At 55.7% G+C, this 25,723-nt stretch carries 24 protein-coding genes and 1 riboswitch; of the genes, 1 reads left to right on the forward strand and 23 read right to left on the reverse strand.

Going from position 1 to position 25,723, the window contains the following annotated elements; translation table 11 throughout:
- Positions 1-46: 46 nt before the first annotated feature.
- The 19 genes from BQ2657_RS01135 to BQ2657_RS01225 all read right to left on the reverse strand — a co-directional run bounded on the left by BQ2657_RS01135 (position 47) and on the right by BQ2657_RS01225 (position 20,078).
- On the reverse strand, positions 47-1,369 hold the full coding sequence (locus BQ2657_RS01135; RefSeq protein WP_075578991.1) for an AsmA family protein: 1,323 nt from the start codon (positions 1,367-1,369) through the stop codon (positions 47-49).
- A gap of 4 nt (positions 1,370-1,373) precedes the next feature.
- The gene (gene rpe, locus BQ2657_RS01140; protein ID WP_075578992.1) at positions 1,374-2,015 is read right to left on the reverse strand and encodes a ribulose-phosphate 3-epimerase; all 642 of its coding nucleotides are present in this window, start codon (positions 2,013-2,015) and stop codon (positions 1,374-1,376) included.
- Entirely contained in the window at positions 2,012-2,899 is an 888-nt protein-coding gene (gene rsgA, locus BQ2657_RS01145; RefSeq protein WP_075578993.1) for a ribosome small subunit-dependent GTPase A, read from the reverse strand. Before rsgA ends, rpe begins: the two co-directional genes overlap by 4 nt.
- The gene (pknB, locus tag BQ2657_RS01150) at positions 2,896-4,860 is read right to left on the reverse strand and encodes a Stk1 family PASTA domain-containing Ser/Thr kinase (RefSeq protein WP_075578994.1); all 1,965 of its coding nucleotides are present in this window, start codon (positions 4,858-4,860) and stop codon (positions 2,896-2,898) included. The genes rsgA and pknB overlap by 4 nt, the downstream gene beginning before the upstream one ends.
- The gene (locus BQ2657_RS01155; RefSeq protein WP_075578995.1) at positions 4,845-5,576 is read right to left on the reverse strand and encodes a Stp1/IreP family PP2C-type Ser/Thr phosphatase; all 732 of its coding nucleotides are present in this window, start codon (positions 5,574-5,576) and stop codon (positions 4,845-4,847) included. The genes pknB and BQ2657_RS01155 overlap by 16 nt, the downstream gene beginning before the upstream one ends.
- Entirely contained in the window at positions 5,577-6,635 is a 1,059-nt protein-coding gene (gene rlmN, locus BQ2657_RS01160) for a dual-specificity RNA methyltransferase RlmN (RefSeq protein WP_075578996.1), read from the reverse strand.
- A gap of 9 nt (positions 6,636-6,644) precedes the next feature.
- A complete protein-coding gene (gene rsmB, locus BQ2657_RS01165; protein WP_075578997.1) occupies positions 6,645-7,985 on the reverse strand; it encodes a 16S rRNA (cytosine(967)-C(5))-methyltransferase RsmB in 1,341 nt (446 codons plus the stop codon).
- Entirely contained in the window at positions 7,982-8,755 is a 774-nt protein-coding gene (locus BQ2657_RS01170; protein WP_083236123.1) for a DUF116 domain-containing protein, read from the reverse strand. The genes rsmB and BQ2657_RS01170 overlap by 4 nt, the downstream gene beginning before the upstream one ends.
- 3 nt (positions 8,756-8,758) lie before the next feature.
- Complete coding sequence (fmt, locus tag BQ2657_RS01175) at positions 8,759-9,694, reverse strand: methionyl-tRNA formyltransferase (RefSeq protein WP_075578999.1); 936 nt, start codon at positions 9,692-9,694, stop codon at positions 8,759-8,761.
- Positions 9,691-10,167, reverse strand: a complete 477-nt coding sequence (gene def, locus BQ2657_RS01180; RefSeq protein WP_075579000.1) for a peptide deformylase — start codon at positions 10,165-10,167, stop codon at positions 9,691-9,693. Before def ends, fmt begins: the two co-directional genes overlap by 4 nt.
- A gap of 101 nt (positions 10,168-10,268) precedes the next feature.
- Entirely contained in the window at positions 10,269-12,662 is a 2,394-nt protein-coding gene (gene priA, locus BQ2657_RS01185) for a primosomal protein N' (RefSeq protein ID WP_075579001.1), read from the reverse strand.
- Position 12,663: 1 nt separating this feature from the next.
- Positions 12,664-13,842: a methionine adenosyltransferase gene (metK, locus tag BQ2657_RS01190; protein ID WP_075579002.1), complete on the reverse strand. Its 1,179-nt coding sequence runs from the start codon at positions 13,840-13,842 to the stop codon at positions 12,664-12,666.
- A 53-nt stretch (positions 13,843-13,895) separates the two neighbouring features.
- Positions 13,896-14,004, reverse strand: a riboswitch (SAM riboswitch).
- Positions 14,005-14,064: 60 nt separating this feature from the next.
- The gene (gene citC / locus BQ2657_RS01195) at positions 14,065-15,114 is read right to left on the reverse strand and encodes a [citrate (pro-3S)-lyase] ligase (protein ID WP_187119157.1); all 1,050 of its coding nucleotides are present in this window, start codon (positions 15,112-15,114) and stop codon (positions 14,065-14,067) included.
- Between the two features lie 93 nt (positions 15,115-15,207).
- Positions 15,208-15,837, reverse strand: coding sequence for a lactate utilization protein (locus BQ2657_RS01200; RefSeq protein ID WP_075579004.1), 630 nt, complete (start codon positions 15,835-15,837; stop codon positions 15,208-15,210).
- A 97-nt stretch (positions 15,838-15,934) separates the two neighbouring features.
- Positions 15,935-16,483, reverse strand: a complete 549-nt coding sequence (locus tag BQ2657_RS01205; protein ID WP_012938354.1) for a ferritin family protein — start codon at positions 16,481-16,483, stop codon at positions 15,935-15,937.
- 135 nt (positions 16,484-16,618) lie between these two features.
- Positions 16,619-17,194 (reverse strand): precorrin-2 dehydrogenase/sirohydrochlorin ferrochelatase family protein, encoded by a 576-nt coding sequence (locus BQ2657_RS01210; protein WP_075579005.1) that lies wholly within the window; start codon positions 17,192-17,194, stop codon positions 16,619-16,621.
- On the reverse strand, positions 17,191-18,660 hold the full coding sequence (gene cobA / locus BQ2657_RS01215) for a uroporphyrinogen-III C-methyltransferase (protein ID WP_075579006.1): 1,470 nt from the start codon (positions 18,658-18,660) through the stop codon (positions 17,191-17,193). Before cobA ends, BQ2657_RS01210 begins: the two co-directional genes overlap by 4 nt.
- The gene (hemC, locus tag BQ2657_RS01220; RefSeq protein WP_075579007.1) at positions 18,647-19,513 is read right to left on the reverse strand and encodes a hydroxymethylbilane synthase; all 867 of its coding nucleotides are present in this window, start codon (positions 19,511-19,513) and stop codon (positions 18,647-18,649) included. The genes cobA and hemC overlap by 14 nt, the downstream gene beginning before the upstream one ends.
- Position 19,514: 1 nt before the next feature.
- Positions 19,515-20,078, reverse strand: coding sequence for a biotin transporter BioY (locus BQ2657_RS01225; RefSeq protein WP_075579008.1), 564 nt, complete (start codon positions 20,076-20,078; stop codon positions 19,515-19,517).
- A gap of 274 nt (positions 20,079-20,352) precedes the next feature.
- Between BQ2657_RS01225 and BQ2657_RS01230 the strand changes: the two genes are divergently transcribed.
- A complete protein-coding gene (locus tag BQ2657_RS01230) occupies positions 20,353-21,252 on the forward strand; it encodes a LysR family transcriptional regulator (protein ID WP_075579009.1) in 900 nt (299 codons plus the stop codon).
- Positions 21,253-21,435: 183 nt separating this feature from the next.
- Here the strand turns inward: BQ2657_RS01230 and BQ2657_RS01235 are convergent, their stop codons facing one another.
- From BQ2657_RS01235 to BQ2657_RS01250, 4 genes are all read right to left on the reverse strand, one after another.
- Positions 21,436-21,927 carry a hypothetical protein gene (locus BQ2657_RS01235; protein WP_075579010.1) on the reverse strand — a complete coding sequence of 164 codons (492 nt, stop codon included), beginning with the start codon at positions 21,925-21,927 and terminating at the stop codon, positions 21,436-21,438.
- 6 nt (positions 21,928-21,933) lie between these two features.
- Entirely contained in the window at positions 21,934-23,574 is a 1,641-nt protein-coding gene (locus BQ2657_RS01240) for an ArnT family glycosyltransferase (protein ID WP_075579011.1), read from the reverse strand.
- Positions 23,575-23,699: 125 nt separating this feature from the next.
- A complete protein-coding gene (locus tag BQ2657_RS01245; RefSeq protein WP_075579012.1) occupies positions 23,700-24,269 on the reverse strand; it encodes a DUF5714 domain-containing protein in 570 nt (189 codons plus the stop codon).
- Positions 24,270-24,280: 11 nt separating this feature from the next.
- Positions 24,281-25,720, reverse strand: coding sequence for an aminoacyl-histidine dipeptidase (locus BQ2657_RS01250; RefSeq protein ID WP_075580936.1), 1,440 nt, complete (start codon positions 25,718-25,720; stop codon positions 24,281-24,283).
- Positions 25,721-25,723 lie beyond the last annotated feature (3 nt).

A 25,723-nucleotide genomic window follows, 5' to 3' on the forward strand; every position in this document is an offset into this window, starting at 1 on the left:
TCCTTTTTAATCCAAAAAAGGGGCTGTTTTGCCAACAGCCCCTGGTTTAACTGAAAAAGTGGATCCTTGCCCGAGTCCCTCCCGGAGCCACATAGTAGAGATTCCCCATCCGCAGTTTCCCATCCACCAGTTCGAACTGGGGCGCCACAATATCGCCCCCATCCGATTTGATTTCCACATCACTGAACTTCAGCTGTTTGTACTGGTTGGAAAAAGTCCCTTTGATGGAGTTGAACTTGATGATGGCATAGATGCCCTTGCCGGAGTAGAAAGAACCATACGTCAGGGTGGACCGGCTGTTCCCATCACAGAGCATTTTCAGGTCCAGCTGGACCAAGGTGCGGAAATAAGGGATATTGGTAGCATCCTCACTGTGGAGGTCATAGCCCATCACACTGACATTGTAAGCCTTGGTATCGATGTTGAAACCGCCTTTGGCATCGCAGTGCCCTTCAAAAATATCCGCAGTCACATTTTGAGCATCGATATAGCCGTTTTCATACTTGAAATTTCCCTTGACATTGGTAAATCTCAGTCCTGGGAGATTCAGTTTTGGCATATACAGCTCCCCTACGATCACCGGATCAGGCAAGTCTCCATTCACCGTGGCACTGGCGGTCACCCTTTCCTTGATATCCAAGCCAGTCCCCAGGGAGGAGGGATTCAGCGCCTTGATGCCCAGTTTCAGGTCATAGGTGGAAACCGCCGGTTTCAGATCCACATTGCCTTGGATATCCACCCCCTGGCCTTCCAGGGTCCCGCCCAGTTCTCCGGTGGAAAAATCGATGGTCAGCTTGTCATTGCTGTTGTAGCGCAGATCCGCATTTACATCCTGGAAAGTATGGGTCCGCTGCTTATAGTAGGCCGTCATCCGGCAGTGGTTCAGTTTTACATGGGCATCCACATTCTTCAGCTTGATGTCGAAATTCTTCTTTTTTTTCTTCGGGTCCGCTGGTTTCGGCACTTCTGCGGCCCGGATCCCCCGGATGTGCATGTTCTCCGTAAAAGTCAGTTGGATTTCCGCTTCATTGAGTTCCAGTTCCTGGATGGTCCGGGTGCTGATCTGCTTCAGCACAATGTCCAGCGGCCGTACCTGAAAAGAGCCGCTGGGGATGGATACCCGGTTGCCGTCATGGCTGCCTTTCCATTCCAAGTCTTCAAAACGGACACGGCCCAAGGGAGTCGCCGTCAGCCGTCCCACCGTTATGGTCCCGTCAAAGAAATGCTGTTTGGCCATTTCCCGGTTGAAGATCTGGGCCGCATGGATGCTGGCAATATAGGCCAGCCATACCAGCACCAGGATACTGGCCAAGACGCTGAGCAGGATCCATTTGATTTTCCGGCGGTGTTTCTGCAGGAATGCTTTCATGATGTTACCGCAGGGCCGCTACCGCTTCCTGCATATCCGGGGCGCCAAAGACAAAGGATCCAGCCACCAGCACATCGGCCCCCGCTTCCCGACAGGCCTTGGCGGTTTCTCCATTGACTCCGCCGTCCACTTCGATCAGGGCCTTCAGCCCCCGATCCTGGATCATTTTCTTCAGCCGGCGGATCTTATCCACGCTGGAAGGAATAAATTTCTGGCCGCCAAAACCAGGGTTCACGCTCATGATCAGGATCATATCCGCATAGGGCAGGATCTCTTCGATCTGACACAAGGGCGTTGCCGGATTTAGGGCCACTCCAGCCTGGATTCCCTTGGTGTGGATGGTCTGGAGCAGCCTGTGGAGATGATGGGTGGCTTCTGCATGGACACAGATCAAATCGGCGCCGGCGGCAGCAAAACTATCCACATAGTTTTCCGGGTTCTCCACCATCAGATGGCAGTCAAAGAACATCTCCGTCCGTTTCCGCAGGCATTTGACCACTGGAGCTCCAAAGGTCAGATTGGGAACGAACTGGCCGTCCATGACGTCGATATGGCACCAGTCGGCTCCGGCATCCTGGATACGGGCCACTTCTTCCCCCAGGCGGGAAAAATCAGAAGACAAAATAGAAGGCGCAATGATGGTCATGATTTCTTTCCTCTTTTCTTTTGTTCCGCCAGTTCCTGACGGATCGTACAATAGGAGGCATAACGGCTGGAGGCGATTTCCCCCCGTGCCACCGCAGCCTTGACTTCACAGTCTGGTTCATGGGTATGGGTGCAGCCGGTGAAACGGCAGCCGTTTTCCCTCTGCTGGATTTCCCGGAACCCAGCTGCCGCATTCTCCATCTGGAGTTCCGACAGGTCGATGTTCCCAAAACCAGGGGTATCCACGATATACCCCCCTGCAAAAGGGAGCAGTTCTGCAAACCGGGTGGTATGCCGTCCCCGTCCGATTTTGCTGCTCACATGACCGGTTTTCAAGGTGAGGGACGGATCCAGATGGTTCAAGAGAGTGGATTTACCCGCTCCTGAAGGTCCTCCGAAAGCCACCGTATTCCCCCTGACTTGTTCCAGGATAGGTTCCAGCCCCAAGCCTTCCCGGGCCTGGATGGGGAATACCGGATAGCCCAGCGGCTCATAAATGGATTGGAACTGTGCCACCAGCCCTTCCGGAGCCAAATCTTTCTTGTTGAGGACCAGGGCCGCCGGAATACCGGCGGCTTCCGCCAGGGCCAGGAGTTTATCCACCAGCAGGAAGCTAGGGTCGGGATCTCCGCAGGCGAAGACCGCCATCAGACAATCCAGATTGGCAACCAGAGGACGTTGGAGGAGATTTTTCCGGGAAAGGACCTCCCGGATCATCCCTTCCGTGCCCCGTGCTTCCAGTTCTACCCGGTCGCCAGCCGCCATGATGAACCGTTTCTGCTTCATCCGCCCCTTCACTTTGCAGGTATATAGCTGTCCGTCGTCTCCGGCCACATAGTAATAGCCGTTGTAAGTCTTGATGATTCTCCCAGTTGCTGTACTCACAGGGCTTTGTCCTCCGCCAGTTCTCCGTTTACATAAATCTGGACGCTGGCACCGGATCCCACATTCACAGTCCGGGTGATCCGGGTTCCAGGGGCCACTGCATCCGAAAAGATGGTCCGAGTGCTGCTGTCATCCGATACGATGATCTTCACATTTTTGGCATTGCCGCTGCCCGGTACCGTATAACCGATGGTCCGGGTGCTCCCGCCGCTGCCGGAACTGCTCCGACTCTTCTTTTCTTCCTTTTTCCCAGCAGATATCACCAGGCTCACTGTAGAGCCCTTGTCCAGCACAGCACCGCTGTCCGGGCTGCTGGAGAGGACTGTATCCTTAGCTTTATCGCTTTCCGCCGTCTGGATACTGCCAATGGTCAGCCCCATACTGCTCAGCTGGGACCGAGCATCCGACAGGCTCAGGCCGGTCAAGCTGGGCACCACAGTCTGGTTCCCGCTGATGTTCATCACCAAATCCACACTGGTCCCTTCACTGACTTTCTGTTTGGGGGCGATGCTCTGGGAGATCACAGTTCCCTGTGGCGCACCGGCTTCATATTTCACAGTGACGCTGCCCACTTTCAGTTTGGCCTTTTCCAGCATAGCAGTAGCCTCTGCCAGTGTCTTTTTCTTCAGGTCCGGCACCACTCCAGGTTCCGGTCCCTTGCTGACCACCAGTTGGATCTTCCGTCCAGCCTTGACCCTGCTGTGAGCGGCTGGATTCTGTTTGATGATCACTCCCGGGGTGGCCTTGGCATCGTATTCTTCCGTCAAGGTATACCCCAATTTATCCTTGGTCAGGATGGCTTCCGCCTCCACAATGGTCTTGCCCTTCAAGTCCGGGACCGTCACATCGCCGCTGGTATATCCCAGGATGGCATAGATGATCCCGCTGAGGACCACGATGGCCGCCAAGAAAAACGCCAGCAGCTTCTTTTTCCCATACCGTTCCAGCAGGCTGTCCTTTTCTTCAGCGTTCTCCTTTTCCGGTTTTCTGTCTTTTTCAGGCTGCCCAGTCCCTTCGGCTTTCTGGGACTGGAGCAGTCCATCCAGCATATCGCTTTTGCTGATGACCATGGTTTCGTCACTGACGGGCTTCTTCCTGGGCTGGGTCCAAGCCTCTTCCTCCAGGCCCGTATCCCCCAGGAGATGAGCCTGGGCATGTTTCAGGTCTGTCAGGAAATCATCTGCCGTGGCATAGCGCAGCCGGGGATTCTTGGCCAGGGCCTTGGTGATGATATTGTCCAGATAATAGGGAATGTCCGGATCATACCGCCGGGCCGAAGGCGTGGAAGATTCCAAATGCATCCGTGCCACTTCCAAAGGGGTATCCCCGTCATAGGGCAATTTCCCGGTCAGCATTTCGAACAGCACCACACCCAGGGAATACAGGTCCGACTGAGGAGTCACAGGCTGTCCCGCGGCCTGTTCCGGGGAAAGATAATAGACCGATCCGATGACATTCTTATCAGAAGCATTGCTAGGCTGCCCAAAAGCACGGGCGATGCCGAAATCGGTGATTTTGGGCACTCCTTTGGTGTCGATCAGGATGTTCTGGCTCTTGACATCGCAGTGGACGATGGAATGATCATGGGCCTGCTTCAAAGCTGAAGCAATGCCGATGGCATAACGGACCGCCGTCTTGTAATCCAGGGCCCCGTTTTCTTCGATTACTTCCTTCAGGGAACGGCCTACCACATATTCCATGACAATATAGTAAATGTCATTTTCATTGCCACTGTCATAAATATTGACAATATTGGGATGGGACAGGCAGGCTGCATTGCAGGCTTCCTGGCGGAAACGGGCCACGAACTGCTTGTCCTGGATGAACTGATCCCGGAGGATCTTGATGCCCACATCCCGGTGGAGGACCGTATCATAGCCATGGAACACTTCGGCCATACCGCCTCCGCCGATTTTGTCAATGATTTCATAACGGCCATTGAGCGTTATTCTTCCTTCCATTCTGCAGCCTCCAAATCAATGACAATAAAAGAGATGTTGTCGTCCCCACCGGCGGTCATAGCTCCGTTCATCAGGCCGTCTGCCAGCCTTTCCAAGTTCCGGTCTCCCATGATCCGTTCGATTTCCGCTTCTGTGATCATATTGGTCAGTCCGTCAGAACAGACCAGCAGTTTCTGGGCCCCGTCCAAGAGGACCTCGAAGGTATCCACCTGGACTTGAGGGTCCACCCCGATGGCCCGGGTGATCATATGCTTCTGAGCAGACGCCTCTGCTTCCTCCCGTGTCATCTGTTTCTGCCGCACCAGTTCCGCTACATAGCTGTGATCACTGGTGACCTGGCGCAGGGTCCCTTCCTGCCACACATAGATCCGGCTGTCCCCCACATGGGCCACGAAAGCGCTGTGGGAATTGGGCAGATAGACCGCTGTGAGGGTCGTCCCCATACCGGTGAAATTTTCTTTTTCCCGGGAAAGTTCCCAGATTTTTTTATTGATATTCTGGATACTCCGTTCTAAAAACGGAAGGATCTCCTTTCTTCCCAGTCCTGACAAATCCAGACGGCCCAGCTGATGGACTGCTTCATAGCTGGCCACTTCCCCCGCATCTGCTCCGCCCATGCCATCGGCAATGGCATACAGATCCGGTTCCCGTACCAGGATGCTATCCTCATTATTGGGACGCACCATTCCCCGGTTGGTCCGGCTCACTGCTATCATTTACTTCCGTGCCTCCTTTAATGCACTGGCCCGCAGCTGCCCGCAGGCCGCATTGATGTCCTTTCCCATTTCTTTCCGGACGGTCACGTTCAGCTTCCTTTTTTTCAGCAGCTGGAAGAACCGGTCCACTGCCTGATCGGTGGGACGGGCAAACCCCTTTTCCGGAACCGGATTGGCCGGGATCAGATTGATGACACACTCTCTGTGTTCCAAGGCATCTGCCAGACGCCGGGCATCTTCCGGACGGTCGTTGATCCCGTCCAGAAGGATGTATTCATACATGACCTGCCGGCCATTGCTCTTTTCATACGCATCGGCCGCCTGGATCACTTCCGGATAGGGATATTTCCGGTTGATGGGCATCAATCGGTTCCGCAGTTCCTGGGAAGCCCCGTGAAGAGAGATGGCCAGATTGATATTCCTGCCCTGGGCCGTCAATTCTTCGATTCCCGGGACCACCCCGCAGGTGGAGACAGTCATATTGCGATAGCCTATACACTGGCCCCGGTCACTGTGGAGGATATCCAGAGCCTTGAGCACATTGTCCAAGTTCAGCATAGGTTCCCCGCTGCCCATGACCACCACCCGGCTCACCCGTTCTCCCTGAGGCTGGAGTCCGCTCTGGAAGAAATACAGCTGGGCCAGGATTTCCGCCGCCGTCAAGTTCCGGACAAAGCCATGGAGCCCGCTGGCACAGAAGGCGCAGTTCATGGCACAGCCCACCTGGGACGACAGACATACGCTGTAGCCGTAATCATGGTGCATGAGCACAGTTTCCACCGTGGCTCCGTCCGTCAGTCCCAGGAGCACCTTGTGGGTCAGTCCATCCTGGGACCTATATTCTTTCAGGACCTTCACCTGGGCCGTGGCAATGGTATACTGGTCCGCCAGCTGCTGCCGGGCTTCCTTGCTCAGGTTGCTCATCTGGGCAAAATCGGTAGCAGCTTTTTCATAAAGCCAGCGGAACACCTGCTCTGCCCGGAACTTCTTCATGCCCAGGCCGCCCAGTTCCTCCTGAAGTTCTTCCAGGGTCAATCCCATGATTTCTTTTTTACACATGGTGCGTTCTCACTTTCGTTTGGCAAAAAGACAGAGATAAAACCCATTGATTCCATCCCGCTGGGGCAGGATCTGGAGCTCTTCCAGGCTTTCTCCCGTCACCGGATGGGAAAAAGGAACAGAAACGAACTCTGGATGTTTTTCCAGGAACCATTTCCGCATCCGGGTATTTTCATCCTGTTCCAGGGTACAGGTACTGTAAAGCAGACGGCCCCCCGGTCTCACATAGCGTGCTGCATTTTCCAGGATTTTTTTCTGTAAAGGGGGAAACTGGCTAAGAGACCGTTCCTCCTTCGTCCAACGGGCTTCTGCCCGGCGGTTCAGTACCCCCAGTCCGCTGCAGGGGGCATCCACCAGGACCCGGTCCGCTCCATTTTCCCATTCTGGGACAAAGACGGTTCCGTCCTGCTTTTCTGTCCGGATACACTGGATGCCCAGGCGGTGGGCATTCTCCCGGACCAGTTCCAGCTTGTGGTCATAGAGATCCAGAGCTAGGATTTCTCCCCGGTCCTGCATTTTCTGAGCCAGATGGGTGGTCTTTCCCCCCGGTGCACTGCACAGATCCAAGATCCGTTCTCCGGGCTGGGGATCCAATACTGCCGCATCCAGCATGGAGCTTTCGTCCTGGATGTAGATATCCGGTCCGAACTGTTCCACAAGGATTTCCAAAGAAGGGAGGCTGTCACAGATGAGCCCGTCAGGGGACCAGCGTGAAAGATGAGTCGCGATGCCTTTTTCCGCCAGTTTCTTTTGGAGGCTCTCCCGGCTCTCCCGAAGGGTATTCACCCGGAAAGAAAAGGCCGGACGTGCGTTGTCGAAACGGCAGAGTTTCACCGCTTCTTCCAGTCCGTAACGGAATTTCCACCGCCGGACCAGCCATTCTGGATGGTAATATTCCAAAGCAATCCGTTCCAGTTCATGTTCCGGTCCCTTGGGGAACTTCCACTGGTCCCTGGTCCGTGCCAGCTGCCGCAGCGCTCCGTTCACCAGTTTGGCAGCTCCTTCATGGACCCATTTCTTCGCCAGTTCCACGCTTTCGTTGCAGGCGGCAGAGACGGGGATCCTGTCCAGATACAGCAGCTGATAAGCCCCCAGACGCAGGATCACCAGCACCAGCGGATCCAGTTTCCGCAGCGGCCGGTTCACCACTCTGGACAGGTACCAGTCCAGCGTCCCCATGGTCTTTACCGTTCCGTACACCAGCTCCGTAGCCAGTTTCTTGTCCAGGGCCGACAGGGGCGCCCTGCGCAGTCCCTGGGCCAGAGCCAGATTTGCATAAGCTCCCTTGAGAAAGATTTGTTCCAATATCAGTAAAGCGGCTTCCCTTGGATTCTTCCCTGTTTCCTTCATTGTCCTTCCTCTTCCAAAATAAATGACCGTATGGCCTCTTCGATTTTTCCCATATCTGCCCGGGTATTGAAACAGGGTCCGTTGGGACGTTCGTTCAGTACTCCGATGACCGGCAGCGGAAACACATCCTGGATCCCGCTGGTCAGGTCCCGTTCACAGGCCACCGCCAGGATGGCCTTGGGCCGGGCTTTCTTTACCGCCTGCCGGGCCAGGGTCCCGCCGGTGGCAATGGCCACATGGACTCCGTATTTTCTTGACAGAGCCAGCAGCTGCCCCACTCCGCACCGGCCGCATTGATGGCAGTTGTTGATGTCCCGGGTCACTTTATAGGGACAGGTATCCAGTTGGATGCAGTGGGGGGTCAAGATCAGCAGCCGGTTGGCCGGCACTCGGATATGCTGCCGCCGGACCAGATGGTTGCTCACTTCGATAAAAGACTGCTCCACCCGCCGTTTGGAAATGCCCATGAGCTTTCCCAGGAAAAGAGCCAGCGGATAGAGGAAATTGATGATGTGCCAGGCCCAGAAATAAAAGAACCGGATGGTAGGAAAGCCCAGGATGGCCAGGACGATTCCCACCACCCCTGAACAGAGGGCCAGGATCACCAAGAGAACACCCCAGCCCACCACCCGGGGCAGCCAGGGATGGAGCTGGGTAAGCCCCGGCACCATGATCTGCCACAGGCCGTAGCCCGCCCCGGCCGCCAAAAGGACAGCCAAGGAGGCCAGTGCAATAAAAAGCCGTTTTTTCGGCCGGAATCCCATACTCATGATTTATGCCAGCCTGTCTCCAGCCTTCACATGCTTGCCATTGATGAAAGGCGCAGCAGCCATCCGCTTCTTTCCTTCCGGCTGGCATTCCAAGATTTCCAGGCTGCCTTGGCCGCAGGCCACCCAGAATCCCCGGGAATCTGCCCGGAGCACGGTCCCTGGAAGATTTTGGCCAGTAGTTTCCAATACCCGGCTTTTCCAGATCTTCAGCCGTTTGCCATCGGGCAGCAGGGTGAAGGAGCCCGGCCAAGGATCGAAGGCACGGATCTGATTGTGGAGTTCCTCCGCCGTTTTGTTCCAGTCCAGTTTCTCCATGTCCCGGGTGATGAGGGAGGCATAGGTAGCCTCTCCTGCCGGCTGCGGCACCGGCTTAAGGTTCCCTGCGGCAAGCTGGGGAATGGTATCCAGGAGCAGCTGGGCGCCCTTTTCCTTCAAGATGTCATGGAGTTCTCCCTGGGTCATCTCTGGGCCCACCGGTACAGATACTTTGCTGAGCATGGCGCCAGTATCCATTCCCACATCCATCTGCATAATGGTCACGCCGGCTTCCGTCTCTCCCTTTAGGATGGCATAATGGATGGGAGCCGCTCCCCGGTATCGGGGCAGCAGGGAAGCATGGACGTTGATGCAGCCGAATCGGGGCAGATCCAGCAGGCTTTTGGGCAGGAACTGCCCAAAAGCCGCCACCACAATGAGCTCGGGCTGGAGCTTTTCCATTTCTTCCTGGAATCCCGGGGTCTTCACCCGTTCCGGCTGGAGCACTGGCAGACCTTGGGTCAGGGCATATTCCTTCACAGCGCTCATCATCACTTTGTGGCCCCTTCCTTTGGGACGGTCCGGCTGGGTGACAACCGCAACGATTTCATATTGATTGGATTCCACCAGGGCCTTCAGGCTGGCCGCAGCAAATTCCGGAGTTCCCATAAATACGATTTTCATGCGTTTTCTTCCTTTGGTTTGGCAGAAAGGCTGATGGCCTTGTCAATGAACAGGATTCCTTCCAGATGATCACATTCGTGCTGGAGTGCCCGAGCCAAGAGGCCCTCTGCCGTCAGCCGGTAATGGTCCCCCTTCCGGTCCTGGAAATGGACGGTGATCTGGGCAGCCCGTTTGACCTCCCCCTCATAATCAGGTACACTGAGACAGCCTTCCGAATCCACTGCTTCTCCCACCGGATCCGTCAGCACCGGATTCACGAATTCCCGGATGCCTGCACCGTCCCCGGCGTCAATGACCACCAGCCGTTTGCTGAGGCCGATCTGAGGTGCCGCCAAACCGCAGCCATTGGCCGCATACATAGTCTCTGCCATGTCTTTCAGCAGACGGCCCAGTTTTTTATCAAATTTGGTAACAGGGACGGCCTTTTCCCGGAGGATCGGGGCTCCTACTTTTACAATATCATAGATTGCCATATATCATCGACTCCTATCGCAATTTTACTCTCTATTATACCATAGGAGACAAAAAAGGGGGGTGTGAAAAAATTCACACCCCCCGGTCGCGACCCGCGACCCTACACCACACTGATCGGATCTACATCGAAATACACATTGGCCATATTCCGGTATTCAGAGTGCCGGAGCCATTCTTTCACCGGTTTCATCTGGGAACTCTTCAGCAGCACATTGATCCGGTAGATTTGGTTCACCCGGGCTACGATAGCCGGGAACGGGCCTAAGATTTCCAAATGACGGCCGGTGTCCATTTTCCAGGCTTCCAAGGCGTTTACCAGACGCTGGGCCGTGGCCAGGGCTTCTTCCTCCTTTTTGTGGAGCACCGTGACCTTCAGCATCCGGATAAAGGGCGGATACGCCAGTTCCTTCCGCTGGGCCAGTTCCAATTTGGCAAAGCCGTCATAATCCTGCCGGGCCGCCAGCTGAAGGATAGGATTTTCCGCATCATAGGCCTGGAAGATCACCTGCCCAGGCTTGTCCCCCCGCCCCGCACGTCCGGCAGCCTGGGTCAGGAGCGCAAAACAACGTTCTCCGCTGCGAAAATCCGGCAGATTCAGCTGGGAATCAGCACTGAGGACTCCCACCAGGGTCACATTGGGGATGTCATGGCCCTTGGCCACCATCTGGGTTCCCAGCAGCACATTGTAAGCACCGCTGCGGAATGCCTGAAGGATCCGGTCATGGGCGAACTTTTGACCGGTAGAATCCTGGTCCATCCGCAAAGGCCGCACCCCCGGGCACAATTCCCGGATCTCTGTCTCCGCCTTTTCCGTCCCGGTCCCGAAGAATCGGATCCGGGAACTGCCGCAGTGGGGGCATCGAGTGGGCACTGGTTCCGTATGGCCGCAGTAATGGCATTCCATCAGCTGTTCCCGGGCATGGTATACCAGAGAAACGGCGCAGTTGGGACAGCTGAGAGCTTCCCCACAGTCCCGGCACAGGACAAAAGTGGAAAATCCCCGCCGGTTCAGGAGGATGATGGCCTGTTCCCCATTTTTCACGGTGGTTTCCAGCTGGTCACGCAGGGCATCGGAAAGGACGGTCCGGTTGCCCTGCTGGAGTTCTTCCCGCATATCCACAATGGATACTTTGGGGAGATGGCTGCCGGCTTTGGCCCGATGGGTCAGCCGCAGATGGGTGTAGACGCCTTTTTCCGCCAGATAATAGGATTCCAGATCCGGCGTGGCGGACCCCAGGACCACCGGCACTTTCCAATAATGCGCCCTGTACTGGGCCACCAGCCGAGCATGATAACTGGGCCGTTCTTCCTGTTTGTAAGTCCCTTCATGCTCTTCATCGATGAGGATCAGCCCCAGAGAAGAAAACGGACAGAACACTGCCGACCGTACCCCGATCAGTACCCGTGCCTGGCCGGAACGCATCCGGCACCACACATCGGCCCGTTCACCGGGGGACAGCCGGCTGTGGGCTACGGCCACTGCCCCGCCGAACCAGGCTTTGAAGCGTTTGACGATTTGACCAGTAAGAGCGATTTCCGGCACCAGGACCATCACCTGCCGGCCTGCTTGAAGCGCCCTGGCCGTCAGCCGCAGATAGACTTCCGTCTTACCGCTGCCGGTTATGCCCTGGAGCAGGAAAGTCCGGGCTTCCTGCTTTTCCCGGGCTTCTTCCACCGCCTGGATGGCCGCCTTCTGTTCACCAGTCAGTTCCAGGGTTTCCCGGGAAACTTCCATCCCCTCATAGCTGTCCCGGAGGACCCTTCTGCGTCCTTCCAGCAGCCATCCTTTCCGGACCAGGTTCCGCAGGACTTCCGCGGAGATTCCCTGTTTTTCCAACTCCCCTGCGCTGTAAACTTTTCCGGAACACAAAAGGTCCAGGGCAGCCTTCTGGCTTTTGCCCCGGACCTCTCCATTTCTTTCTGCAGCCAGCCCTTCCGGCGTTGCGGCAAAAGTCCGTTCGCTTTTCTCTCGCAGTTTGTATTTCACATCATAGGACAGGACAACGGCCTGCCGGGTGATCAGCCCCTTCAGGGCGTTTTCCCCTCCCGGTAGCTGGCGGATGGCCTTCCGGGACAGCGGCCCTTTCAGGGTCAAGAAATCATACAGTTCCTGCTCAGCTGCGGAGAGCCCGGCAGCTCCCGGCACCGCAACGTATTTCCCCACCGCAGCCAAACTGCGTTTCCCCGGGATGAAAAGCCGCAAGGCTTCTGCCAGGGTGCACAGGTAATACTGGGACAGCCAGTAAGCCGTAGCAAGCATTTCTCGATCGAACCAAGGTTCTGTCCCCACCACATCGGCAATATCCTTCAATTCCCGAGTGCGGTCCGGGTCCCGGTCCTCTTCCACGATGAAACCTTCCAGCAGCTGCTGGCCAAAAGGTACCACCACACGCCAGCCCTGGGTCAGGAAATCCAGTGTTTCCGGAACATGGTAAGTGAACTGTCGAAAGATATTTTTGGCCGGCAGATTAATGGCGACCTTTGCGTATTCCATTTCAGTCCAGTGCTTTTTTCAGCACTTCCACTTTATCCAGCCGTTCCCAGGGCAGTTCCACATCCGTCCGGCCAAAGTGACCGTAAGCTGCCGTCTGCCGGTAAATAGGCCGGCGCAGATCCAGGCTCTTGATGATCCCAGCCGGGGTCAGGGAGAAGTTCTTCTCGATCAGTTCCACGATCTTCTCTTCCGGAATGGCTGCTGTCCCAAAAGTGTTGATGCTGATGGAAACAGGACGGGCCACCCCGATGGCATAGGCCAGCTGGATCTCGCACTTCTTGGCCAGGCCGGCAGCCACCACGTTCTTGGCCACATACCGAGCCGCATAGGCTGCGCTCCGGTCCACCTTGGTGGGATCCTTGCCGGAGAAGGCACCGCCCCCGTGACGGGCCATTCCTCCATAGGTATCCACGATGATCTTCCGTCCAGTCAGGCCGGAATCCCCCTGGGGGCCCCCGATCACGAACCGGCCCGTAGGATTGATGTGGAATACGGTCTTTTCATCCAGGAGATCTGCCGGAACCACCGGACGGATCACCTGTGCCAGGATATCCTTCCGCAGCTGTTCCATGGAAACCTCCGGGCTGTGCTGGGCAGAGACCACGATGGTGTCCACCCGCACCGGCTTGTCATCATCATATTCCACGGTGACCTGGGTCTTCCCGTCAGGCCGCAGATAAGCCAAGGTCCCGTCTTTCCGCACCTGGGCCAGCCGGCGGGCCAGCTTATGGGCCAGAGAAATGGGCAGAGGCATGTATTCCGGAGTTTCGTCAGTGGCATAACCGAACATCATCCCCTGGTCCCCGGCCCCGATCTTTTCCTCTTCATCCCGGGCACCCTGTTTGGATTCATCAGATTCATCCACCCCTTGGGCGATGTCCGGAGACTGTTCGTCGATGGAAATCAGTACCCCGCAGGTGGCTCCATCGAAGCCGTATTTGGCCCGGTCGTAGCCGATATCGATCACCGTCTGCCGAGCGATTTTGGCAATGTCCACATAACAACTGGTGGAAATTTCTCCTACAATATGGATCTGGCCGGTGGCCACCAGGGTTTCGCAGGCAACCCGGGCATCCGGGTCCTTTTCCAGGATGGCATCCAGCACTCCATCAGAAATCTGATCGGCAATTTTGTCAGGATGGCCTTCCGTGACAGATTCAGACGTAAAAACTTTTTTCATTGTTTCCTCCTTACGCAAAAAAAATACTCCCAAAAATGAGAGTACCTATGGGACTCTCATCTTACAATCGACAAACCGCATTGCAGGAATTAGCACCGTTGGCCCAAGGCCATGGTTGCTGTGGTTTCACAGGGCCATTCCCTCCGCCACTCTTGATGAGCAATATGTAATTTTGCTTTGTAATTATATCAGATACAGTACGAAAATACAAGAGGGACCCGCTCAGTAATGGACCACGTCCTGCTCTTTCCGGATCCGATCCAGAATGGGCCGGGCGTCTTCGCTCTGGAGGAAGTCCCAGGTGGTGGCAGGCACCTGCTCCCGGACCAAGTCCCAATTCCCTTCCTGGATGGCCTTCCGCACGGTAGAAGCGCTGACCACTTCCCCCTGTTCTTCCCGGCGAGGGACTACGATGCACTGGATCCCCGCTTCCGGCAGCCGCTGCTGCATCACCCGATTGTAGAGACCTGTGACCACACTGGTAGGTTCTTCTCCCACATACCGGGCAGTGATGCCCAGCCGATGGGCAATCTTTGTGAAGATGGCCAGATCCAGATTGGCATGGCTGGCGATCACCGCTTCCGCATCTTTTTGGAAATAGCTGGGGAAGGTGGCCTGACTGATGATATAGGGACCGCTGTCATGGTACCGGAGGTTGGCCAGATGCCGGGTCCCTTCCTGGATCAGCTTTTTCCGCACGGCATAAGGGAACAGGCTGGCGTCCTCGCTGACCATGAACAGATGGACCAGATCATTTTCTGCCGCTGCTTTTTCAACCAGATACTGATGCCCCAGGGTAAAGGGATTGGCATTCATGACAATAGCTGCCACTTTGGGCGCTTCCACCCGGCTTTGGGCCAGCCGGTCCAGGTAACTGGAAAAACCGTCCTTCCGGTTCTCCATGAAGACGATCTGATCTTCGATCCGGGCAATCTCATAGAACCCCAGGTCACCAAAAAATTTGGCAGAACTGCATTTGGTATACAGGAAAAGGTGCAGATTTCCCCGTTCGTACTGGTACTGGACCAAATGGGATACGATCTCGTTCATCAGCCCTTCCCCCTGATGGTGATGGTCCACGGCCATGCACCGGAGGGTGTTGCCGAAGCAGCTGCCGGTGGCAATGGCCCGATAGTCATTGTCAAACATCACACAGGTATAGTCCAGATTGGCATCCCGGCGGATCCCTTCCTGCTCCAGCAGGGCATCCACCTGGGCATTGGTCCGTTTGTCGGAAGGATATACTTGGGAAATAAAATAATCAGACATCATTTGTCTCCTTCAAGTTTCAAATTCAACCCATTATAGCACAGAAACCAGAGTGAAAACGTTGCCCCGCCAACTTCTGTTTTCTTTTCTCCCGGTTCAGAAGCCCAGTTCATCGTTGATCAGGATTACATGGATCCGTTCCGGATGACGGGCATACCGGGTGATGAGGATCTGGCAGCAGCGGGTTTCCGGGGCCTTGCAGTGGGAACAGAACCCAGTAGTCCGGCAGGGAGTCTGGATATCGAACTTTTGGGCACAAACAGCGGCTGCAGTATTTTCCGCTCTGTCCAGTGCCGTTTCCAGGCTGGAACAAACCTTGTTCAGACTCACCAGGAACAATACATGGTGGGGCCCGTAAGAGATAGCGGAAACCCGGTTGCCGTTGCCGTCGATGTTCACCAGGATCCCGTCCCGGGTCATGGCGTTGCAGCTGGCCAGATACCAGTCCGCATCATAGGCCTTCAGATGGGCCGGCCGCCGACTGGGAAATTCGTCCCGGTCGATGAAAGTCCAATTCCCTTCCTTCAACCGTTCCACCAGACCGCTTTCCCGGACTGTCGTGCTGCCGCCCATGTTGACCACGCTGCCTTCTGGGATCAGTTCCAGGGCCTTCTGTACGGCTTCTTCCACCGTTGCCGCATAGTATCCCTTCATATTCCGGGATGCCAGCCCTCGGATCACTACCGGGGCCAGCAATTCATTCCGTCTTCTCAGCGCCTCCTGCATATCGATTCCCCCTCATTTGCGTTTTCTTTTTTATTTTATCATAGAAAAAAGAGGTTGCTGCAACTTTTGTGCAGCAACCTCTCCCTGCCTTGCCTTCTTATTTTGCAAAATACCGTGCCAACAGGCCATCGAATACACGGCCGTGACGGGCTTCGTCCTTTGCCATTTCATGGACGGTGTCATGGATGGCATCGTAGCCCAGCTGTTTGGCCAGGGTGGCGATTTCCTTCTTGCCGGCGCAGGCGCCCTGTTCCGCAGCTGCCCGCATTTCAAGGTTCTTCTTGGTGCTGTCGGTGACCACTTCACCCAGCAGTTCCGCAAACTTGGCAGCGTGTTCGGCTTCTTCGAAAGCGATCCGCTTATAGGCTTCTGCCACTTCCGGATACCCTTCCCGGTCAGCCACCCGGCTCATGGCCAGGTACATGCCCACTTCGGAGCATTCACCGGTGAAATGCTGGCGCAGGCCTTCCAGGACCCGTTCATCCACGCCTTTGGCCACACCCACTACATGTTCATCAGCGTATTCTTTGACGCCTTCTTTCAGTTCATCGAACTTATCCTTGGGAGCACCGCACTGAGGGCACTTTTCCGGAGCTTCTTCACCTTCATAGACATAACCGCACACTCTGCAAATGAACTTTTTCATAATATTGCCTCCCCTAAACTTTTAACTCTTAAACATTTAATATTTATTGATATTCATTATCTCTTACGGTTATTATTATAACAGACTCTCAAAATAATGCAAGTCTTTTTGGAAAATATTTTTCCATTTGTTATATTATTTTTTAGTCAGCCGTTCCACGAGCTCTCTGAGTTTCTCCTGCAGCAGCGTCCTCCGCTTGTTCGGATCTGGTTCTTCCGCTTTTACCTGCTGCCGATAAATCCCCATCTGTTCATTGAGGGAACCTAAGCCGACGGGCAGCACCTGCTGGATCTTTGTTTTCACATACTGGGTCACCAGAGGGCTTCTTCCTCCGCTGCTGACGGCACAGACCACTTCCCGGTCCTTCAGGAGGGCCGGGAAGATAAAAGAACACAGTGCCGGATCATCCACCACGTTCACCGGGATCTTCCGTTCCTGACATAGCCGGCTGACCCTTTCATTGATTTTTCTTTCACCGGTAGCTGCCACCACCATGCGCCAACTTTCCCGGGCAATGTCATCCGGCACGAATTTTCTTTTTTCCACCTGGACCGGAAGGTCCTGGAACCCAGGTGCAAGGACGGGAGCCACGACCTGGAGCCTGGCCCCGAAGGCCAGCAGGATCCGGGCTTTGTGGAGGGCTGTCCGGCCTCCTCCCACCAAAAGGACAGGCTGCCGGTCCAGCTGGATCATCAGCGGAAAATAACTCATGGCTGCTCCCCCTCTTCTTCCAAGACTGCGCAGATTCCAGCCACCGTATGGGTCCTGGCGCTTTCCACCCGGCAGCATCCCTCTTCCAAAGCAGCCCGGGCCGTCACCGGTCCGATGCACAGGACCCGGGTTTCCGGACTCAGCCCGAACTGCCGGAAGAAAGCATGGACACCCTTGCTGCTGCCAAAGATCATGACCCGGGGAGAAAGCCGCTGCCGGTTCTCTGTTTGGTTCTCCAGAGAACGGATCCGATAAACAGCCACATCTCGATACGCCTTTCCAGCCTTTTCCAGTTCCCGGAGCAAATCCGGAGACCCTTCTTCTGCCCGGAGCAGGAGGCAGCGTTCCTGAGGCTCCATGGCTTTCCCCAGGGCCTGTCCCAGAGACTGGGCGGTGAAACTATCAGGCACCAGATCGGCCCGGAACCCCTGATCAGCCAGTTCTCTGGCGGTTCCTTCCCCAATACAGGCGAACCGGAGCTTTCCCAGCAGCCGAAAATCTTTTTTCATATCGCGGAGCCACTGGAAAAACAACCGGACCCCGTTACGGCTGGTAAAGACCAGCCAAGGATACCTGGCAAAATCTTCCGGGATATTCTGGAAAAGAGGCTCCACTTCCAGAAGGGGCATCGCTGCGGCTTCCATCCCGGCACGTTCCAGCTCTCCCGTTGCTTCTCGACAGAAGGAAGGGGTTCCTGTTACCAGGATTTTTCCAGTCTTTCCCGCTGGCGCTGGATGCAGCCCCAAGCCGGCAGCTGGTCCCACCAGGATCACCGCCGGGGCAAAAACACCCTGCTGCCGAGCTCTTTCCGGCAGATCGTTCAAAGTTCCATCAATGCGGATTTCCAAAGGGCCATAGCCTCCGCAAAGTACAGCAGCCGGAGTATCCGGATTTTTCCCTTCCTCCACCAGGCGCCGGCAAATGGTTTCCAGCCTTTCCAGTCCCATCAGGAAAACCAGTGTCCCCTGCAGCCGGGCCAGGGCCTGCCAGTCCTCGTCCTGTCCGTCCCGGGTATGGCCGGTGACCACGGTAAAAGAACGGGCCAATCCCCGATGTGTCACTGGGATGCCAAAATGTTCCGGCACCGCAATGGCAGAACTGACGCCCGGCACCACATGCCAAGGGATTCCTGCTTCTTGGAGGGCCAGGGCCTCTTCCCCACCCCGTCCAAAGACGAAACTGTCTCCTCCTTTGAGCCGGACCACCCGTTTCCCTTCCCGGGCCTTTTGGATCAGCAGGCAGTTGATGGCTTCCTGAGCCATACTGTGATGCCCGCTGCGTTTGCCCACCGGCAGCAGCTCCGCATCAGGTCCGGCCTCCTGGAGTACTTTCGGAGGCACCAGGGCATCGTACAGCACCGTATGGGCCCGAGCCAGGACACGTTTGCCTTCCAGGGTCAGGAGTCCCTCGCCGCAGCCGGCACCTACCAGCCAGACTTCCCCTCCTGAAGCTTTATCTTCCGTCATACAGTTCCTCCTTCAGGGACTGGCACAGGGCCGTTCCGTCCTTTTCCTTCCCCATCCGCTGGGCCCGTTTCCCATCCACCATGGCCATGATTTCCATCTGTTCCTTGTCACCCAGCCGGCAGTGGATCCCTACCGGGCAGGAACAATCCACCTTCATGGAACAGAACAGTTTCCGTTCCCACCAGAACCTGCGCCAAGTCTCTGGATCGGAGATCTGCTGCAGGAGCCGGACCAAATCCTTGTCCCCCTTCCTGCATTCAATGCCGATGATGCCCTGACAGCCGGCGGGGATCACCTGGTCCACGGCGAAAGGAAGCACCTGGAATCGATCCATATCCAGGCCCAACCGTTCAATGCCGGCCATGGCCAGCACAATGGCATCATACTCTCCCCGTTCCAGCTTATGGAGCCGGGTGGTCACGTTGCCCCGGATATCCCGGAAGGTCAGTTCCGGCAGCTGCCGGTGGATTTCCTGGATCCGGCGAGGGCTGCCGGTGCCTACCACGTCCCCTGGACAGAGTTCCTTGCCCTGGAGCAGAACCAAGGCATCCCGGGGATCTGCCGCCCTAGGAGTCCCGGCGATAAGCAGCCCTTCTGCCAGCTGATAGGGCAGGTCCTTGGCGCTGTGGACCGCGATATCCGCTTCTCCGCAGAGCAATTCCCGCTCGATTTCCCGGACAAAGATCCCCCGGCCGCCGATTTTCACCAGGGCATGGATCCGATCCCGGTCCCCGGCCGTGGTGATAGTCCGGATTTCCGTTTCCACGCCCACATCCGCCAGCATCCGGCAGACGATTTCTGTCTGGACCAGGGCCAGTCGGCTCCCTCGGGTCGCCACAATGAGTTTCTCCATTTTACCTCCCCACCAGCGGGCCCAGTTTCCGATAAACCAGGACCGCCAGCATACAAATCGCAGAATCCGGGATCACCGTACTGAAAAGCCAGACTTCCAGCAGCCGGACGAACCCGATGCCACCTGTATTCTGCAGGACCAGATTGAACATTACATCATAGTATACCAGCCCCCAGGCATAATAGGCCATTTCACCGCCTAGAGCAGCTGCCAAGAGCCGTTTCGTCCCCCGGGAACCGGACGGTTTCCCCGCCAGTTTTCCTGTGAGCCAGGCGGCACAGGGAAACCCCAGCAGAAAACCGAAGGTAGGTTTCAGCAGGTACCCCAACCCTCCGCCATGGGCAAAGACTGGCAGCCCCGCAAGGCCCAGGACCAAGTACGCCAGGATGCTGAGGAATCCCTGCCGGGAGCCCAGGAAAAAACCGGCCAGCACCGCCACGAAGATCTGCAGGGAAAGGGTCACCTGCCAGATCCCGATGGGGACCGTAATATGGATCAAGGCCCCCACCGCCATGAGAGCTGTAAAAAGGCCGCAGAGAGCCAAAGAATTGTGCGCTGGCTGCATGTTCCCCTCCTGAAAGACTGTTTCCCGCCGGTCAAAGCCGTCACATTTTTTGTATCTATTATAACAGAATAACAGTATATCCACCGTTGTTTCGCAAACTCTGCTGAAAAAAAATCCATTTTTATCTATTTTTCTTATCATTTCCATAAGTGAACCTGTTGTTATTTTTCCTTATTATTTTGTATATAATGTATACAAGACAAGACATTAAGAAAGGGATATCGGGAACCTCCTGGTTCCAAAGGAGATTCCCCAGGTTTGGGAGGAAAAATCCATGAAACTACATCAACTGCGCTATTTTCAGGAGGTTTGCCGCCAGCACAGCATCACCAAGGCGGCTGAAGAACTCCACATTTCCCAACCTGCTGTTTCAGCTGCCATCAGAGAGCTGGAAGAGGAGTTTGGGCTGAAACTGTTCAAACGTTCCCACAAAAAGCTGATCCTGACCACGGAAGGGTCCTATTTTTCCCTGGAAGTAGAGGAACTGCTCCAGCGGGCCAAACAGATTGCTGATGACATGAACCGCCTGCAGAAGAAGAATACCTCCATCCGGGTAGGTCTTCCCACCATGATCGAAGCCCTGGAGACTCCCATGCTGGCCCTTTTCCACAAGGAACATCCGGAGATCCGTCTGGAACTCCATCACGGGACCTCCCTGAGCCTGCGGAAGGCTCTCCAGGACGACCGGATCGACATTGCCATCGTAAGCGGGAAAGACACAGCTTCGGATACCATGGCGGCCAGTGCCATGCGCAAAATCGAAATCGTCTACTGTGTAAACCGGAATCATCCTCATGCCCAAGAAAAGAAACTTTCCCTGACCCAGATTGCAGAAGATGATCTGGTAGAAATCGAAAACGGCCAGCATTTCCGGGAGACGATCCTGGAACGGTTCCATATGGAACGCTGCACCCCCCGGATCCAGTGGTCCACCACCCAGCTGTATACCAAGCTCCAGCTGATCCGCAGCGGCGTAGCCGGCGGGTTCCTATACCGGGCTCTGGCGGATAGGGAGCCAGATCTGATCCCCATTTCCCTGGAACCGCCGCTGTCTTACGAAATCGAAATGCTGTGGCAGAAAAACGCCGCAGAAAATGAAACCATCCGTACTTTCCTGGACTTTGCCCGAAAACACGATGTCATCCAAGGATCCGACGGGGCAGACAAAGGATGAACAGAACAGGAAAAAGCCTTCTGCTGGGGAAGCAGAAGGCTTTTTCCTTGAAAGGAAGTTGTTTATGATGATTTGATGGGGAAGATGTAACAAGGAGGGGTAATCCCTGTTACGGTTATCAGTATACCCATGACCTGTGTCAAAGGAAGGGCAAATCCTTGAATGATTTGTGAATTTGGCTCTTCAGTCAGACAGTCCAAAATATTCATAGATATTCTGGATCATTCCTTGGGCATTTTCCGGACTCAAGCCGGTCTTTTCACTGAGCTGGAGCAGTCCTTTCAGCTGTTTCTTCAGATAGCCATTGAATTTTTCCGGGTCCAAGGACAGATTGTCCCCCTCCAGCCGGTCGCTTTTGCAGGAGAGCATCACCAACAGCTTCAAGGTCTCCCCTTCTTTTTCAGCCAGGAAAAAGAGGAAGGGAAAAGCCTCTCCCAGCTTCCGGACAAATTCTACAGCTCCCTGGTTCTCCCATAAAGCCGGACCGCAGTCCTCCCCAAAGGAAAGGCCCCAGCGGCTGCAGAACTTCCGGGCCAGAGCCGTCTGGCTCCCCACATAGTCCAGCAGCCGAAAATACCGCTGGAGCTGCTCCGGGTGGTCCAGTTCTGCCTGGTGCACCTGAAAGCCAATAAAATCCTGCCGTTCCAGATAGGAACGGATCTTTTCCTCATCCATAAAGCCCTACCTTTCTTTGATCATGACGGTCCACTGGCCGGGGAGTTTCACCCGCTTCCAGGTGCCGGGCCAGTCTTCCTCCAACTTGGTCTTCAATTTCCGAGTCTTGGTATCCACCAGTACCACAGCCTTTCCCGGCTGCTCCTGGACCTGTCCGTAGGTGGTCCAGGGCATGATATTCTTGGCCGACCAGCTGTCTTTCCGAGGCTTGAAGGCTTCTGCCTCTGCATCGGGCACCAACATCACCATTTCCCGGCCGGTATAGAATACCCCGGAAGTGGGATAGCCCCCGCCCCGGATGTAAATGGGCATATCTTCCGGTACCACAGCATTGATGAACTGGGCCGCCGTCTTCCCCGTTACATCCTCCATGAGCGGTTTGGCCAAAAGGTCCAAGCTGCAGCAATGGAAGGCGATGGTCAGCAGCACCACCGTAGAAAAGACTTCCTGGCTGCTTTTGCCCTTGTATTTGTGGAAGGCCAGTACAGCCATGCAGAGCGTATAGAGCAGCATGAAATAGAACAGGTTCTGGGGATTGGGGAATACCCCCGGAGCCAGTTTGGTCACTTTGGAGGCAGCAAAAGTCAAAGCCCCGTAGAAAAGGATGTTGCCCAGGAGCATCCACTTCAGTTCCAGTCCGCTCCCCTTCTTCCAGATGTAATCGGCCGTGAGCACGCACAAGGGAAGAAGCAGCGGATAAGTATAGGTAATATATTTGGTGGCCATGCACTGGAAGAACACGAAAATGGCAGCGATCCAAAGCAACAGGAAAGCTTCCCGAGGCGCCGGATAATGCCACTTCCCGTTTTTCCGGAGCAGGTTCCAGAGCATGCCCGGTACAAAGCCTACCCAAGCATAAGCGTTCAGGAAATTCACCGCCGTATAGTACCAGATCACGTTGTCCCGGGGATGTTCGGACACAGTAGCCCGAAGTACATTCTGAGTTCCCAGGAAACTGCCCAGGAAATCCGGATGGACCCGAGCCATGGCAATGTACCAGGGCAGGGCCACCAGCAGGAAGAGCGGGATCCCGAGGGCCAGTTTGGCATCCTTCAGACATTTCCAGTCCTTTTGGTACAGCAAGAAAAGGGTGATGATGAACCCGGGCATGAGGAAACCGATGGGGCCCTTGGTCAGGGTAGCCAGAGCGGAGAGGATGTACACTCCGTAATACCAATTCTTTTCCCGGCTGCTATACCCCAGGAAGAAGCACAGCAGAGCCCCGTCCATGAACAGGAACAGCATCCCGTCCGTCAGGACGCTTTTGGAAATGGTAAAGAATTCCAGGGTCATGAGCAGCAGGACGCCGCTGAGGAATCCCACTTCTTCCCGGTACAATTTCCGTCCTGCCTGGACCGTAAGCCACAGGCCTCCCAATCCAAAAAGAGAGGGAAAGAACCGAGCCCCGAATTCGCTGAACCCGAAGATCTTGAAACCCAAGGCGATCATCCAGTAGGCGAAGACCGGTTTGTCATACCAGTAGCGGCCGTAAATCTGGGGAGACAGCCAATCCCCGCTGAGGACCATTTCCTTGGCCGTCAGGGCATAGTTTCCTTCCACGCTGTCCGTAAGGGGCAGGGCAGAATTCATGAAAAACAGCAAAAAAACCGCTGCGGCCCAAAACCCCAGCCAGTATTTCTTTTTCATACACGTTCCTCCAATGCTTTAGCGTAGACGTATCTAATCTATTTTACACTAGAATGGGGGAAGAAGAAAGAGGCTGTTGCAGATGCAACAACCTCTTTCTGGATCGCGGGTGAATCCTTCACCCCCTATTTTTTATACCCCGGATTATACGGACATCTCTCCCCCAGACACTGCTCGTTCTTTGGATAGAACCCGCAGACGGTCTTTTCTTCCGGCAGGGTGATCCCGAACCGTTCCTTTACATAGGGAATGGCTGTTTTCAGAGCCGTATAGGCATCCCGCTTGCAGCACCGGGGACCTCCGATAGCCGCCAGATTGGCCAGGGCCCGGGCCGTATACGTCATATGGCTGCCCCAGGAGGAATCCGCAGAAAGAGGTCCTGTTCCTTCCAAAAGGGCCAAGGCAGCCCCCAGGGAAGCCACTGCTCCGCAGACGCCCCAATGGCCGCAGATGGCTCCCGGCATCTGGAGTCCCTCCTGCCGCAGTCTGGTCAAAAGTTCCGGCAGATCGAACTCCATGCCGGCATTGCGGAGAGCGGTCAAGAGGCAAGCCCCATCCAGCACATGGTGTTCCGGACCGTGGATCCGGACGGATTCCTGACCGGCCACATGGCGGAAAATGGCCAACGGATTGGTTTCCTTTTCTTTGACACAGGCTTCGATGATGGCCTGGGTCCGCTGTTCCAGATTATTCATGCTGGCACGCCTCATTTCATCCGTTTCAGCACTTCCAGCAGCAGTTTCCAGGTCCGCTGGACGGAAGCGATGTGCATGGTTTCCCGGTAGGTATGGATTTCCGTCAGTGTAGGCCCCAGAGAAATGCAGTCCAGTCCCGGCAGTTTGGCGGCGAACATGCCGCATTCCACTCCCGCATGGATGGCTTCTACCTTGGGCTCCTTTCCGTACTGTTCCCGATAGGCCTGGACGAACAGATCCCGCAGGGGCGAATCCGTCCGATAGGCCCAGCCCGGATAATCTCCAGCCCGGACGGTCTGTCCGCCCAGCTGCCGCAGGAGTCCTTCGATCCGTTCCGCCACCATTTTCTTTTGGCTTTCCACGCTGCTCCGGACCAGGAGCCCGGCACAGACCTGCTCTTCTTCTGTGTACAAGATTCCCAGGTTCAGGGAGGTCTGGACCATGCCAGCCAGTTCCGGACTCATGGCCTGGACTCCGCTCGGCAGGCTGGTGAGGAGGCACTGGACTTTTTCCGTGGAAAGCCGGTCCATGGGCAGTTCTTCCGTATTCCCTGGCTCCACCGTCACCTGGAGTCCTGGATCCGTCACGCGATGCTCTTCCTGCACCGCTTTCCCAAAGGCTGCTGCACCTGCCTGGAATTTCTCCGGTTCCGGCGTGATGACAAGCGCCCGGGCTTCCCGGGGAATGGCGTTGTCCTTGGTGCCGCCTTCTACTTCCACCAGCCGGTACAGGGCTTCCCGGTCCAGCTGCAGCAGGAGACGGCCCAGGAGCATATCGGCATTGGCTCTTCCCTTACCGATTTCCGCTCCTGAATGGCCTCCAGTGAGGCCGCTGATTTTTATTTCCAGGCAGGTCCCAGCAAAGGCTTCCCTATGGATGGGCAGGATGCAGTTCACATCCACTCCGCCGGCGCAGCCTACGGTGAATACCCCTTCTTCTTCCGAATCCAGATTGATCATCCGCCGTCCTTCCAAGCAGCCGGCATCCAGATCCACTGCCCCCAACATGCCGATTTCTTCATCCACCGTAAAGACCACTTCCAGCCGGGGACGGGGAATCGAGAGATCATCCAAGAGGGCCAGGCCCATAGCCACGGCGATCCCATCATCCGCTCCCAGGGTGGTGCCCCGGGCAGTGATTTCATCTCCGGACACTTCCAGATCCAAGCCTTCTTTCTCCATGTCTTTGGTACAGCCCGGTGCCTTTTCGCAGACCATATCCATATGGCCCTGGAAGATCACTGGAGCGGCCTGTTCATAGCCGGGAGAAGCCGGTCCCACCAGGATCACATTATTCAGGGCATCCTGATGGACCTCCAGGCCCCGTTCCCGTCCAAAGGCTGCCAGCCAGTCGCTGACGGCCTTGGTATGCCGGGAGCCATGGGGGATCTTCGTCAATTCTTCAAAGAAATGGAACACCCGCCGGGGTTCCAGAGAAGCCAGTACATCCATCAT

Origin of the sequence: Acidaminococcus massiliensis (assembly GCF_900095825.1) — a bacterium.
In the GTDB taxonomy this organism is placed as follows: Bacteria; Bacillota; Negativicutes; order Acidaminococcales; family Acidaminococcaceae; genus Acidaminococcus; species Acidaminococcus massiliensis.

Bases quoted from the DNA above. Each gene is read 5' to 3' on its own strand.
- BQ2657_RS01135 (WP_075578991.1), bottom strand. From the start codon at position 1,369: ATGAAAGCATTCCTGCAGAAACACCGCCGGAAAATCAAATGGATCCTG.
- rpe (WP_075578992.1), bottom strand. From the start codon at position 2,015: ATGACCATCATTGCGCCTTCTATTTTGTCTTCTGATTTTTCCCGCCTG.
- pknB (WP_075578994.1), bottom strand. From the start codon at position 4,860: ATGGAAGGAAGAATAACGCTCAATGGCCGTTATGAAATCATTGACAAA.
- BQ2657_RS01155 (WP_075578995.1), bottom strand. From the start codon at position 5,576: ATGATAGCAGTGAGCCGGACCAACCGGGGAATGGTGCGTCCCAATAAT.
- rlmN (WP_075578996.1), bottom strand. From the start codon at position 6,635: ATGTGTAAAAAAGAAATCATGGGATTGACCCTGGAAGAACTTCAGGAG.
- rsmB (WP_075578997.1), bottom strand. From the start codon at position 7,985: ATGAAGGAAACAGGGAAGAATCCAAGGGAAGCCGCTTTACTGATATTG.
- BQ2657_RS01170 (WP_083236123.1), bottom strand. From the start codon at position 8,755: ATGAGTATGGGATTCCGGCCGAAAAAACGGCTTTTTATTGCACTGGCC.
- fmt (WP_075578999.1), bottom strand. From the start codon at position 9,694: ATGAAAATCGTATTTATGGGAACTCCGGAATTTGCTGCGGCCAGCCTG.
- def (WP_075579000.1), bottom strand. From the start codon at position 10,167: ATGGCAATCTATGATATTGTAAAAGTAGGAGCCCCGATCCTCCGGGAA.
- priA (WP_075579001.1), bottom strand. From the start codon at position 12,662: ATGGAATACGCAAAGGTCGCCATTAATCTGCCGGCCAAAAATATCTTT.
- metK (WP_075579002.1), bottom strand. From the start codon at position 13,842: ATGAAAAAAGTTTTTACGTCTGAATCTGTCACGGAAGGCCATCCTGAC.
- citC (WP_187119157.1), bottom strand. From the start codon at position 15,114: ATGATGTCTGATTATTTTATTTCCCAAGTATATCCTTCCGACAAACGG.
- BQ2657_RS01200 (WP_075579004.1), bottom strand. From the start codon at position 15,837: ATGCAGGAGGCGCTGAGAAGACGGAATGAATTGCTGGCCCCGGTAGTG.
- BQ2657_RS01205 (WP_012938354.1), bottom strand. From the start codon at position 16,483: ATGAAAAAGTTCATTTGCAGAGTGTGCGGTTATGTCTATGAAGGTGAA.
- BQ2657_RS01210 (WP_075579005.1), bottom strand. From the start codon at position 17,194: ATGAGTTATTTTCCGCTGATGATCCAGCTGGACCGGCAGCCTGTCCTT.
- cobA (WP_075579006.1), bottom strand. From the start codon at position 18,660: ATGACGGAAGATAAAGCTTCAGGAGGGGAAGTCTGGCTGGTAGGTGCC.
- hemC (WP_075579007.1), bottom strand. From the start codon at position 19,513: ATGGAGAAACTCATTGTGGCGACCCGAGGGAGCCGACTGGCCCTGGTC.
- BQ2657_RS01225 (WP_075579008.1), bottom strand. From the start codon at position 20,078: ATGCAGCCAGCGCACAATTCTTTGGCTCTCTGCGGCCTTTTTACAGCT.
- BQ2657_RS01230 (WP_075579009.1), top strand. From the start codon at position 20,353: ATGAAACTACATCAACTGCGCTATTTTCAGGAGGTTTGCCGCCAGCAC.
- BQ2657_RS01235 (WP_075579010.1), bottom strand. From the start codon at position 21,927: ATGGATGAGGAAAAGATCCGTTCCTATCTGGAACGGCAGGATTTTATT.
- BQ2657_RS01240 (WP_075579011.1), bottom strand. From the start codon at position 23,574: ATGAAAAAGAAATACTGGCTGGGGTTTTGGGCCGCAGCGGTTTTTTTG.
- BQ2657_RS01245 (WP_075579012.1), bottom strand. From the start codon at position 24,269: ATGAATAATCTGGAACAGCGGACCCAGGCCATCATCGAAGCCTGTGTC.
- BQ2657_RS01250 (WP_075580936.1), bottom strand. From the start codon at position 25,720: ATGGATGTACTGGCTTCTCTGGAACCCCGGCGGGTGTTCCATTTCTTT.